The sequence below is a fragment of the Acinetobacter sp. YH01020 genome (assembly GCF_013420275.1).
Lineage (GTDB): Bacteria > Pseudomonadota > Gammaproteobacteria > Pseudomonadales > Moraxellaceae > Acinetobacter > Acinetobacter amyesii.
Genome location: NZ_VOYN01000003.1, coordinates 1 through 11,969 on the forward strand (window position 1 = coordinate 1; position 11,969 = coordinate 11,969).

Genomic DNA, 11,969 nt, shown 5'->3' on the forward strand with positions numbered 1-11,969 from the left:
CTTAACGTCTGATAATTTTTGAATATCTTTGAATTTCATCCAAGGATTATCCCTCGAATTAAATAATTTTGCTGATTAATTTAAGATCAAATAAATTGTACGTTTTTTGATTTATGACGGAAGTCTACTATTTAAAATACAGTATCTCAAACACCTTAGTATGTAGAAACATCATAGAGGTATAGCGTATACCTGTTTTAAAAATAATAAATAAAAAATATAGTCATATTTTTAAACATATTTAGTTGCACTAGAGCTGCTTACATTAGGTTCATTTTAATGATTCTTTTCTACCTTAGCCTCAAAAAATAAAACTTAATTCAAGACATTTTAAGCGTTTATGTATGCAAAGAGATTTAATCCGTAGGTATATGTATGAATTCAGTGAGAATTAAATTGCTGACATAATATGTTCGATAAACTTATGAGCTAACACACATTATTCAAATACTTTGTGCTCAGTCATATTTACCCCTTTATCCCCAAAGTAATTACTTAAAAGTGGAGAATAAAAATGCCACAAGAATACATTGAACAAGATCAACGACAAAAATTATGGAAACTCATTAAAGACGTGCGTTTCACCATGATTAGCCATGTCACTGACAAGCAAGAAATTCATTCTCAACCTATGACAATGCTTAATTCTGATAAAATGAATGAGTGAATAGCCACTAATTTTGTAGACACCTTTTAGTTAGATAAAATGGCTAATTAACGAGGTGCTTATGAGCAGTAAACGATACCCTGAAGAATTCAAAATTGAAGCAGTAAAACAAGTCACTGAGAAAGGTTATAGTGTGGCCGAGGTTGCTACACGTTTAGGAACCACCACCCATAGTCTGTATGCCTGGATTAAACGTTATGATCCACAGCAGCCCAAGATAATAGAATCTAATGATCCAAGCGCAGAATTAGCAAAGTTAAAAAAAGAACTGCAACGGGTTACTGAAGAAAGGGACATATTAAAAAAGGCCGCGGTGTACTTCGCAAGCCAGTCCAAATGAGGTACGCCTTTATTCAGGACAATCAGCACATATGGCCTGTTCGTCGTTTATGTTCAACGTTAGATGTTCATCACAGTGGTTATTACGCATGGTTAAAGCAACCCACCAGTAAAACTGCAAGGAAACGGCAACAGCTTTCAGGCCTGATTAAACAATTCTGGCTGGAATCTGGCGGAGTCTATGGCTATCGCAAAATTCACTGTGATTTGAAAGATGTTGGCGAAAGTTGTGGGATCAATCGAGTACATCGGCTGATGAAAGCAGATGGTCTTAAATCACAGCGTGGTTATCGTAAGCCTAGAGCTTACGCTGGTACTCCGGCTGTCATTGCCGCAAACAGCTTAAATCGACAGTTTAATCCAACTGAGCCGAACCAATTATGGGTGACGGACATTACCTATATCCGTACACATGAAGGGTGGTTGTATCTGGCAGTTGTGATTGACCTTTTTTCACGTCTTGTTGTTGGCTGGTCTATGAAATCCAGAATCACGACAGATTTGGTTTTAGATGCGTTATTGATGGCTTTGTGGCGGAGAAATCCAAAGAACAAAGTCCTAATCCATTCTCTTGCGAAGCAATGCTTCTCAGGTAGCCAATATACCAGTCATGAATGGCAGACATTTCTCAGGCATCATAATCTTGAAAGTAGTATGAGTCGTAGAGGTAATTGTCATGACAATGCTGTTGCAGAAAGCTTCTTTCAGCTATTAAAGCGGGAACGAATTAAAAAGAGAATCTATGCAACTAGAACTGAAGCAAGATCCGATATCTTTGAATATATTGAGATGTTCTATAATTCAAAACGCAGACATGGTTCCAATGGTCAGCGTTCTCCATTAGATTATGAAAAGGCCAATCAAAAGATGGTTATGTGTGTCTAGAATTTTGGGGCTATTCAGAGCATGAAAATATCTATTTTCTTATGAAAGAAAACAATGACCTTGTAGAGGCAGTCAATGCAGGTCGTAATCATCTTGGATTAGCATTCGCTAAACCTTCAGACGATATTTATGTATCAATTAGTGCTCATGGAGAAATCAGTACAGATGCGGCCCTAATCGATAAATTATGGAATCCTTGGGCTGAAAACTGGTTCGATGGCAAGACTGATCCTACTGTTCGCGTTTTGATAGCTAATCCTATTAGTGCAGAATTCTGGAATGTCAAAGACAATAAAGTCACCCATTTATTCAAAGCTTCGAAGGGCAATTTAACAGGTAAAACTCAAGAACTTGATACTGAACATAATACCCTGAACTTAAACTAAATGATTTTATTGATTTGAATGAATGCTTTAATTTTAGGTTAATTTGGATTGTCCCATAGTTAGTCAAGTGCATATATGATCTCGAATGAATGGTTTCACCAGCTCAAATATCAATTTCAAAAAGGCTGCATCAAGCAGCCTTTTTTGCGTATATAAATTGACTCAACTGACCTTTTGAATTAATTGCGCTTTGGCCACTTCTTGTTGCTTCAACAAATTACGTTGGATTTTTCCACTCGATGTTTTAGGCAACCCATCCACAAATTCAATTTCTTTTGGATAAGCATGCTTGGATAAACGAGATCGTACATAGGCTTGTAGTTTATCCATGAGTTCAGAACTTGCTTGATATTGTGGTTTCAATACCACAAAAGCTTTGACCAATTCAGTCCGCTCAGGATCAGGCTTACCAACAACTGCCGACTCTAAAACCTCTTCACATTCTAATAATGTGCTTTCCACATCGAAAGGCCCAACACGATAGCCTGACGTTGTAATGACATCGTCTGCACGACCTACAAAATCAATGCCGCCTTCTTCGTTTAAACGAACGGTATCACCGGTTAAATAGTAGTTCCCGACAAAGGCTTTACGGTTATTGCCACCATAGCCTGTGAACCACATGAGTGGAGATTGCGACCAATCTAATGCCAATGTTCCAATGCCACCGCGTTCAATTTCTTGATAGTCTTTATTAAGCACCGCGAAACGATGACCCGGTATAGCAAAACCGGCTGAACCCACTTTTTTGTAGTGTTCTAAAGCGTGATGATTTGCAATCACCATACCGAGTTCTGTTTGCCCATATTGGTCATAAATATTGACGTTTAAATCGTGATTAAACCATTGAATCACTTCGGGCGTTAGTGGCTCTCCTGCACTACTCACAACCCGTAAATGTGATTTTAGGGATTCATCAAATTTTTCTTTAAAACCAAAGAACATACGAAATGCCGTTGGTGAACCGGTCAAATTACTGACTTTATATTTTTTGATGACTTGAAGTGCATGATCAACACTAAAAGCACGTTCATCCATAATAATGCTGTGTCCTAAACTTAATGGCCCTGCAATTCCATAGTACAAACCATAAGCCCAACCCGGATCTGCCAAATTCCAAAATGAATCTTCATCACGCAAATCAACCGCATGTGTCATATACCCTTTAAATGCCAATAACGCTTTGTGTGGCACAGGTACAGACTTGGCCAAACCGGTCGTTCCCGATGTAAACATCATTAAAAATTCATCGTCAAATGAACGTGGTACTGAGTTATATGTGGTGTCATGAAGTTGCAGCTCTGACCAAAAGTCAGGATCTGTCTGAATTGCTTGATCGGCATGCACGGTTAAAATATGTGGTAAATCAATATGATTGAGTTTTGATCGTTGCTCAGTGTTGGTTACAATCAGCTTTGTTCCCGCAGTTTGCACCCGATGCTCAATCGCTTTGGACTCAAATGCCGTAAACAAAGGCTGATAAATTGCCCCTATACGCCATGTTGCCAATACGGTGATCAATAACTCTGCTGTGCGGGGTAATAGACCTGCAATGCAATCACCTGCTTTCAATCCAATGCGCTGATAATAATTTGCCAATTGTGCAGAAGCTAAATCTAATTGCTCAAAAGTCCATTGCTCAGATTCACCATTTTTACCTTCCCAGATCAGCGCAGTTCTATTTTGCCCAACATAGCGCCCACAACATTCATCATAAGCGTTTATAGAACTTGGCGTACCGACCAATTGTTCTGTAACAATCTTTTCAAAATTAAAATCACGATATGCTTGTTCTAGTGTCTTCATGACGACAATTCCTATCCTGTTCTCTATGACTCAAAGTGCAAGACTTTGAGGTTTATTGATCTTGTTGTTGTACCGCTGCGTACTAGTGACGATTCCTTTGCCACATCCGCTTTTACTGCTTTTCTATACACCGATTGCAATGTCGGTTTTTTAGTTTTGAAACTTATACTCTTCGACAATCTATTCGTAAATTACCTATTCTTAGACTGTCTATACCTAGATAACCATGTTTGGATGTGCCCTGCAATTTCCATAACCATCAACGCCATTGCAGGGTTTGAACATCGACTAAAGTCTATTTTTTTACCTTTCACCCTTTGGTGACTTCACGTGCAATCACCAGCCGCTGAATGTCCGATGCACCTTCATAGATTTGACTGACACGCACATCACGATAAATTCGTTCTACTGGAAAATCAGATACATAACCATAGCCCCCATGGATCTGAATCGCATCTGAACACACCCGTTCAGCCATCATCGATGCAAAAAGTTTCGCCATCGAGGCTTCTTTTAAACATGGAAAACCTGCATCTTTTAACGTCGCTGCATGGAAAATCAATTGGCGAGCCGCCTCAATTTGGGTAGCCATATCCGCGAGGCGAAATGCCACGGCCTGATGCTGAACAATCTCCACCCCAAATGCCTTTCGTTCATTGGCATATTCAACGGCTGCATCTAATGCCGCACGGGCCATACCCACAGACTGCGCTGCAATACCAATTCGACCTGACTCTAAGTTCGATAAGGCAATTTTATAGCCTTCACCCTCTTGGCCTAAAAGACTATCGGCAGGAATACGACAGTCATCTAAAACTATAGTTGCTGTATCGGAACAATGCTGACCCATTTTGTCTTCTAATCGCGATACGATATAACCCGGTGCATCCGTCGGTACTAAAAAGCACGAAATCCCTTTTTTACCTGCAGACTTATCCGTTACCGCAAAAACCAAGGCTACTTGGGCATGTTTTCCTGTGGTAATAAATTGCTTGGTGCCATTTAACACCCACTCATCACCATCACGCTCCGCTTTACATTCCAATGCGCTCGCATCTGAACCCACTTGTGGTTCTGTTAGGCAAAAACAACCTAACCATTCGCCTGTGGCTAATTTTTTTAAGTATTTTTCTTTTTGTGCTTCTGTACCATAACGCTGCGTAATGCCACATGGCAGTGAGTTTTGTACGCTGACAATCGTCGAAATCGCACCATCACCTGCAGCAATTTCTTCTAAGGCAACAACCAAAGACACATAGTCTAAACCTGCACCCCCCCATTCGTCCGAAACCGTCATGCCTAAAGCACCCAGCTCACCAAGTTCCTTTAGCTCTTGTGCAGGAAATGCTGCCGTTTTGTCACGCTCTGCTGCCGTCGGTTTCAGTTTTTCTTGCGAATAGCTTCGCATCATATCCTGAACCATTTTTTGTTCATCATTTAAAATCATGAGACTTCCTTTTCTAAATCTTTTATAGCGTGTATAGCTTTAAATTTTGGATAACTGCGGAATTAAAAATACTTTGGCTGTATAAAGCAAAGTTGGATACACGACGACGTCATTTGCAACTGTCTGAGGCAGGACGCCATTAATCTCTAATGATTCTGCGACCTATAAATCAATAAATGCTTGATGACAAATTTTGCAAATGACAATGGTTTTGGTTACTTTTGCCGAAACAAAAGTAACGCGATGAACTACTGTCAACGAAGTTATTCTCGATCAGACTCCGTCGTAGAATCCTGAATAAGCAGTTTTAATAAATAACTATTTAGGCTGCATACGGATCGCGCCATCAAGACGTATCACTTCGCCATTGAGATAAGCATTTTCAAAAATATGCTTCACTAATTTTGCAAACTCTTGTGGTTTTGCTAAACGTGGAGGAAAAGGCACCATTTGCCCCAAAGCATCTTGTACATTTTGTGCTAAGCCTTTGAGCATCGGCGTTTCCATAATGCCCGGAGCAATGGTCATCACACGGATTGATTCACGTGCAAGCTCACGTGCAAGAGGTAATGTCATTGCAACCACTGCCCCTTTTGATGCTGCATAAGCCGACTGACCAATTTGACCATCGAAAGCCGCAACCGACGCAGTATTCACTATCACGCCACGCTCTTCTTCACCTGCTTTTAATTCATATTTAGCAATCAGTTGTGCCGCATAGCGCAGCATATTGAATGTGCCTGAAACATTAATATTTAATACTTTTTGGAACATCGCCAAATCATGTAATCCGTCACGACCTAAAACTTTTGCAGAAGGTGCGATACCTGCACAGTTCACTAAGCCATTAAGTTGACCAAATTCCGCTTCAACTTGTGCAAAGAAAGCGCCGACCGCTTGTTCATCAGTGACATCCAATTGAACAAATTTGGCATGATCACCTAGTTGACGTTGCATCGCTTCGCCATGCTCATGATTCATATCCACAATAATCACTTTGGCACCCAAGCCAATCAGATGTGTTGCTGTCGCAGCGCCTAGTCCTGATGCACCACCTGTCACAACAAAAACTTTTCCTTTAATGTCCATAGCATTTCCCTATTTACGATGTCTTGTTTTAAATTCGACTTAAGATGCAGAGTAAACAGAGAATTTATTCAGTACAATTTCCAAATGTTGCATCTTTTCTGATGTATTTGGACAATTCTGAACAAGGACCTATCCGCACATATGCCGAAGCATGGACTCGAATACAGCAAAGGGACGATTTCTATCGACTTGGTGCATGAAGCATTACACGATGCGCAACAAAAGCACTTTGATATTTCTGCTATTTTGCAAAAGTCTGGTATACCCTCAGAGTTACTGCTATCGCGTAAAACCAGAGTTTCCGTTTCACAATATGCGGCTTTATGGACTCATCTTGCAGATGTGATGGATGATGAATTTTTTGGCATGGATCGGCATGCTATGCGACGTGGTAGTTTTAAGCTACTGTCGAAAATGGTCATGCATAACAGCACATTGGGTGATGCACTCAAGCAAATCCTACAATTTTTAAATCTGGTTTTAGATGACTTACATAGCGATTTAACCATTGAAGATCACTTTGCTTATATCGTGATCTATGACCAACATGCGCCTAAACGCATGTTCAGCTATGCCACATATTTAATGCTCATCCACACGCTACTGTGCTGGCTAAGTGGTCAACGGATTTTATTAAACCAAATCCAATTTAAATGTGATGCACCGCTTGATGATCACGACTATAAAGTTCGCTTCTGCGAAAATATTCATTACCAAGCCAGTCAAAACTATATACAGCTCGATGCCAGTTATTTAAGCCTTCCCATCAAACAAGACACACGTTCCTGGTATCAATTCCTACAACAAACGCCTGAAAACCTCTTGGTTCGTTTTAAAAACCCGTATGCACTTAGCAGCCAAATTCGCAAACAACTCTTAGACGTTTCTCCTGCCGAATGGTTAGAGTTTTATGAGTTGGCAGTCAAAATGAATATGTCGGAAGCCACGATGCATCGCCGTCTTAAAAGTGAAGGTGTGAGTTATCAACAACTCAAAAATGATATCCGACGTGATACTGCCATCGATTTTTTAACCCATACCGATAAAAGCTTACAAGATATCAGTGAAGAACTAAATTTTCATGATCCGAGTGCTTTTCATCGGGCTTTTAAAAAATGGACAGGTGTCAGTCCCGGTGCGTATCGACAAAATAATGCGCCTGAATTCAAGGCCTAAAATTTGATATTCGCTATTTATAAATTGAATATTCATCTAATTAATAGAAAATCAATAACTTAAAAATATTCAATAAATAGACTGACCATTCATCCTTGAACGATTGCTACTTTAGTCTAATTAGGTTATTTTTCACTCAATTTAAAGCACTTTGCTTATTTATATTCCAATTCTCCTGCATCTCCTTGAAAGGCTTTCCTATGCTTAAGATGATTGATGTTCTTGAACAACAACTTGTTCAAAACTTTTCAGATTCTCTTTTCACTCAGATTGACGCAATTGATGAACTGTTTCACGAACAGCTTAAAACTGTCGCAGATATCGATTTGCAAAATTTGATCTCACAATTTTTTAGCACTGAAAATGCAGTTGAAGTTGCTCATGCACTGGATATCCAAGCGGATGACATTGAAGCAATTCAAGCAGGTGCAAATCTAAAAGATGAAAATTTAGTGAATGCAACTGCAAAAATTATTGCTTACTGTCTTGCAGTAGAAACAGCAGCTTTAGAACAAGTTGAAGTTTTCGATAGCTTACAAGACTACCCAATGTAAGTATTGATCGAATATCAAAAACAAAAAAATAAAGCGCATTCAATGCGCTTTATTTTTGACTATTTCTCTAACACCAAATCAGTGTTGCCACTGGCCTAAACTGACACGGTCATTGCCACCATAATCTTTTACAGTCCGAACATTTCGATACCCAGCTTGTAAGAACAAATGTCTGACCGCTTCACCTTGGTCATAACCATGTTCGAGCACCACCCAACCATTCACGGTTAAATGTTTTTTGGCTTGAAGAATGATTTGCTCAAGATCTGCAAGCCCATGATTGTCTGCAACCAAAGCACGTTCAGGCTCTGTCGCCAAATCCTTCATGTGTACATCATCAGCATCGATATACGGCGGATTTGACACAATTACATCAAAGAAAGCACGACCAAAGGGTTTCAACCAAGAACCTAAGACAAACTGCACATGTTCAAGATCATGCTTTTTGGCATTAAACTCAGCGACTTCCAATGTAGGTTCGTAAATATCTGAAGCCACAATTGACCAATCTGGACGTTCACTGGCTAATGATAACGCTACAGCACCAGTTCCTGTTCCTAAATCGACCACACGAGCATCTTCAGGAAGTTCTAAACGCAGTACAGTTTCAACAAGTACTTCCGTATCAGGACGTGGTACCAAAGTATCTTTAGTCACTTTTAAGTCTAGCGTCCAAAATGGCTGAGAACCTGTGACGTAAGCCAAAGGCTCACCTGCGGTAATACGTGCAAGACTTTCAACATAGAGTTGTTCTTGCTCAGCTGTTAATTCTTGATCCTTTTTCATGATTAAATCAAAAGAATCAATCTTGGTGATATGCTCTAACAACCACGCATTTTCCTGACGTTCATAACTCTCAGGTTCACCACGATAGGCCAAAGCCTGTGCAATATTCATTAGCCACCATTCTGCTGTGCTAATAACGCCAACTGATCGGCTTGATATTCACGATGCAAACTATCTAGTAATTCAGTCAAATCACCTTCCATCACTGCATCCAACTTATACAGTGTTAGGTTAATACGATGATCAGTCATACGACCTTGTGGATAGTTATAGGTACGAATACGCTCAGAACGGTCACCAGAACCCACCAAGTCACGTCGCATTTCAGACGTCGCGGCATCTGCCGCCGCACGTTTGGCATTTTCTAAACGAGAAACCAACAGCGCCATCGCTTTGGCTTTGTTTTTATGTTGTGAACGTTCATCCTGACATTCTACAACTGTACCCGTTGGTATATGGGTAATACGCACCGCGGAGTCAGTTTTGTTAATGTGCTGACCACCCGCACCAGATGCACGATAGGTATCGATACGTAATTCTGAAGGATTAATTTCAACACTGGTGTCTACATCAATTTCCGGCAAAATCGCAACAGTACATGCCGAAGTATGAACACGACCTTGTGACTCAGTTGCAGGAACACGCTGTACACGATGCGCACCACTTTCAAATTTTAAGCGACCATATACGCCTTCACCATTGATGAGGCAAATCACTTCTTTATAACCGCCATGTTCGCCGTCATTTTCAGACAACACTTCAATACGCCAACCTTGTGATTCAGCATATTTACTGTACATGCGATACAAGTCACCCGAGAAAATTGCAGCTTCGTCACCACCTGTTCCGGCACGGATTTCTAAATAAGCAGAGTTCGCATCATTCGGATCTTTTGGAATCATCAGAATGTTTAAGTCTGCTTCAAGCTGGCCAATCAAAGCTTTATTTTCTTTGATTTCCTCAACTGCCATCTCTTTAAAATCTGGATCCGTCATCATCACTTCAGCAGTTTCAATATCTTCTTCTGCTTGACGGTATTTTTTCCAAACTTCAGTGATTTCAGATAAATCACTATGCTCACGTGACAACTGACGGAAACGTTTGTTATCTGAAATGACTTCTACATCTGCGAGTAATGCATTTAATTCTTCGTGACGGTCAGAGAGCTGATCTAATCGTAAACGTAACGATTCTTTCATTTTTCAAAAAATCTCAATACACAGGCTCAACCGCTAAACTTTCACGGATATGCCAAAATTCAAAATAATGGCGCTAGTGTACCGATAATGGGTCTGAAATGACATATATATTGTTTTTTGGCCTATCAATGACCCGAAATAAGAAAGTGTGAAATTCATCACTCCTAACTTTCTCCACAAAGTCGTACAGATTTTCAGCATTCAACCATTTTTTTCACAATATTTATAAAACTCATACAAACCAGACACTCAAATCACCAAATAAAGAGAAAGCTCTCCATATTTATAGCGAATAGTTTTGTTACATTTACTGCCATCGAAATGATTATGAAAAAGTCCTCGCGTTTATGAAGGACATGGAGTGAACTATGAAACTGAATACTCTTTTAATGACAGCCACTCTAGCAACTGCTTCTATGTTCACTGTGTCTGCAAATGCAGATAGTACAACACGCGTTGCTGCAGCTAGTGCATTAGGTAGTGTTGCAGGTACTGCAATTGGTAAAAACATGGGCGGTAATACCGGCGCTACAATTGGTGCCGCTCTTGGTGGTGCTGGTGGTGCTGCGGTAGCAAGTAATAAACGCAACCGTACAGAATCTGCTATCGGCGGTGCTTTAGGTGGTGGTACAGGTTATACTGTTGGTAAAAGCATGGGCGGTACAAACGGTGGTTACATCGGCTCTGCACTAGGTGCTGCTGGTGGTGCTGCTCTAGGTAATAAAATCTCTAAAGATAAAGCTTACGACAAACACCAAGAACGTAAATACAAAAAACGTTACCGTCGTCGTCACTAATTCAAAAATTAGTGAGTCCTTATTGAATAGTGAAAATAGCACCTTCGGGTGCTTTTTTATGTATCACCATTTTTCAAATGATAAATACAACTTTATTTATTGCTCCTGATAAATATTTAGATTTGCCTTCCCTCCAACCAAGTCATCAATCATGTAGAAATAAAGTGCAAAATTTACATTGCAGCAACGGAACACGTATTTTATTTCACATCACGCTCCAAATATTCGCTATGTGTTTTCATATATTGATATCAACAGATAAACATCATGCTTCGTAAGGAGTTTAAAAATGAAAATTAATAAAATTCTATTCAGTGCAGCAATTGCCGCTTCAGCACTTACTATGACTGCAACACATGCAGGTAATAGCACCAATACTGCATTAACATCTGCTTTAGGTGGTGTTGTTGGTGCAGCAATCGGTAACCAAGTTGGCGGCCAAACTGGCGCAATGATTGGTTCAGCAATTGGTGGCGGTGCAGGTGCAGCAGCATCGGCAAACAAACGTGACCGTAATGGTGCCATCATCGGTGGTGCACTTGGTGGCGCAGGTGGTTATACCGTAGGTAAAAACATGGGCGGCACAAACGGTGGTTATATCGGTGCTGCACTTGGTTCAGCTGGTGGTTCTGCACTAGGTAAAAAAGTGTCTGAAGACCGTCGTTATGATGATCGCTATGACCGTCGTTATAACAACCGTGGCTATCGTACCAATAATTACAGCTACAACGACCGAGGCTACCGTGGAGACAATGGTCGTCACTTAGGTTGGTACAAAAACGGTAAACGTTAATCGATATATTTCAATGGAAAAAAATCAGCACCTTCGGGTGCTTTT

At 40.2% G+C, this 11,969-nt stretch carries 11 protein-coding genes and 1 pseudogene; 7 read left to right on the forward strand and 5 right to left on the reverse strand.

Annotated features, from left to right (window positions below; all coding sequences use genetic code 11):
- Positions 1-514: 514 nt before the first annotated feature.
- From FTT85_RS01855 to FTT85_RS01865, 3 genes and pseudogenes are all read left to right on the forward strand, one after another.
- Positions 515-664 (forward strand): annotated as a pseudogene (locus FTT85_RS01855) (pyridoxamine 5'-phosphate oxidase family protein); the annotation flags it as partial.
- A 64-nt stretch (positions 665-728) separates the two neighbouring features.
- Positions 729-1,891, forward strand: a protein-coding gene (locus FTT85_RS01860) for an IS3 family transposase (RefSeq protein WP_180182695.1) whose coding sequence is annotated in 2 segments (ribosomal slippage) — positions 729-975 and positions 975-1,891 — 1,164 coding nt in all. Because the reading frame shifts where the segments join, the coding sequence is not laid out codon by codon here.
- The gene (locus FTT85_RS01865; protein ID WP_373886874.1) at positions 1,882-2,277 is read left to right on the forward strand and encodes a pyridoxamine 5'-phosphate oxidase family protein; all 396 of its coding nucleotides are present in this window, start codon (positions 1,882-1,884) and stop codon (positions 2,275-2,277) included. Before FTT85_RS01860 ends, FTT85_RS01865 begins: the two co-directional genes overlap by 10 nt.
- A gap of 162 nt (positions 2,278-2,439) precedes the next feature.
- Here FTT85_RS01865 and FTT85_RS01870 read toward each other — a convergent pair whose 3' ends face one another.
- The 3 genes from FTT85_RS01870 to FTT85_RS01880 form a co-directional block, all read right to left on the reverse strand.
- Positions 2,440-4,083: an AMP-binding protein gene (locus tag FTT85_RS01870; protein ID WP_180182696.1), complete on the reverse strand. Its 1,644-nt coding sequence runs from the start codon at positions 4,081-4,083 to the stop codon at positions 2,440-2,442.
- A 310-nt stretch (positions 4,084-4,393) separates the two neighbouring features.
- Positions 4,394-5,530 carry an acyl-CoA dehydrogenase family protein gene (locus FTT85_RS01875; protein WP_180182697.1) on the reverse strand — a complete coding sequence of 379 codons (1,137 nt, stop codon included), beginning with the start codon at positions 5,528-5,530 and terminating at the stop codon, positions 4,394-4,396.
- Between the two features lie 318 nt (positions 5,531-5,848).
- A complete protein-coding gene (locus tag FTT85_RS01880) occupies positions 5,849-6,619 on the reverse strand; it encodes a 3-hydroxyacyl-CoA dehydrogenase (protein ID WP_180182698.1) in 771 nt (256 codons plus the stop codon).
- Positions 6,620-6,760: 141 nt separating this feature from the next.
- On the opposite strand from FTT85_RS01880, the gene FTT85_RS01885 reads away from it, so the two are divergent.
- Positions 6,761-7,795: an AraC family transcriptional regulator gene (locus FTT85_RS01885; RefSeq protein ID WP_180182699.1), complete on the forward strand. Its 1,035-nt coding sequence runs from the start codon at positions 6,761-6,763 to the stop codon at positions 7,793-7,795.
- Positions 7,796-7,995: 200 nt separating this feature from the next.
- The gene (locus FTT85_RS01890) at positions 7,996-8,349 is read left to right on the forward strand and encodes a hypothetical protein (RefSeq protein ID WP_078188566.1); all 354 of its coding nucleotides are present in this window, start codon (positions 7,996-7,998) and stop codon (positions 8,347-8,349) included.
- A gap of 78 nt (positions 8,350-8,427) precedes the next feature.
- Here the strand turns inward: FTT85_RS01890 and prmC are convergent, their stop codons facing one another.
- On the reverse strand, positions 8,428-9,246 hold the full coding sequence (gene prmC / locus FTT85_RS01895) for a peptide chain release factor N(5)-glutamine methyltransferase (protein WP_111884285.1): 819 nt from the start codon (positions 9,244-9,246) through the stop codon (positions 8,428-8,430).
- Positions 9,246-10,334 carry a peptide chain release factor 1 gene (prfA, locus tag FTT85_RS01900; RefSeq protein ID WP_078188570.1) on the reverse strand — a complete coding sequence of 363 codons (1,089 nt, stop codon included), beginning with the start codon at positions 10,332-10,334 and terminating at the stop codon, positions 9,246-9,248. Before prfA ends, prmC begins: the two co-directional genes overlap by 1 nt.
- A gap of 368 nt (positions 10,335-10,702) precedes the next feature.
- Here prfA and FTT85_RS01905 point away from each other — a divergent pair, with 368 nt between their 5' ends.
- Both FTT85_RS01905 and FTT85_RS01910 read left to right on the forward strand, forming a co-directional pair.
- A complete protein-coding gene (locus FTT85_RS01905; protein ID WP_078193959.1) occupies positions 10,703-11,131 on the forward strand; it encodes a glycine zipper domain-containing protein in 429 nt (142 codons plus the stop codon).
- 289 nt (positions 11,132-11,420) lie between these two features.
- Positions 11,421-11,924, forward strand: a complete 504-nt coding sequence (locus tag FTT85_RS01910) for a hypothetical protein (protein WP_180026414.1) — start codon at positions 11,421-11,423, stop codon at positions 11,922-11,924.
- Positions 11,925-11,969: the final 45 nt, after the last annotated feature.

Excerpts from the sequence above, each read along its gene's own strand:
- FTT85_RS01870 (WP_180182696.1), bottom strand. The coding sequence starts at position 4,083 with ATGAAGACACTAGAACAAGCATATCGTGATTTTAATTTTGAAAAGATT.
- FTT85_RS01880 (WP_180182698.1), bottom strand. The coding sequence starts at position 6,619 with ATGGACATTAAAGGAAAAGTTTTTGTTGTGACAGGTGGTGCATCAGGA.
- FTT85_RS01910 (WP_180026414.1), top strand. The coding sequence starts at position 11,421 with ATGAAAATTAATAAAATTCTATTCAGTGCAGCAATTGCCGCTTCAGCA.
- FTT85_RS01890 (WP_078188566.1), top strand. The coding sequence starts at position 7,996 with ATGCTTAAGATGATTGATGTTCTTGAACAACAACTTGTTCAAAACTTT.
- FTT85_RS01905 (WP_078193959.1), top strand. The coding sequence starts at position 10,703 with ATGAAACTGAATACTCTTTTAATGACAGCCACTCTAGCAACTGCTTCT.
- FTT85_RS01885 (WP_180182699.1), top strand. The coding sequence starts at position 6,761 with ATGCCGAAGCATGGACTCGAATACAGCAAAGGGACGATTTCTATCGAC.
- FTT85_RS01875 (WP_180182697.1), bottom strand. The coding sequence starts at position 5,530 with ATGATTTTAAATGATGAACAAAAAATGGTTCAGGATATGATGCGAAGC.
- prmC (WP_111884285.1), bottom strand. The coding sequence starts at position 9,246 with ATGAATATTGCACAGGCTTTGGCCTATCGTGGTGAACCTGAGAGTTAT.
- prfA (WP_078188570.1), bottom strand. The coding sequence starts at position 10,334 with ATGAAAGAATCGTTACGTTTACGATTAGATCAGCTCTCTGACCGTCAC.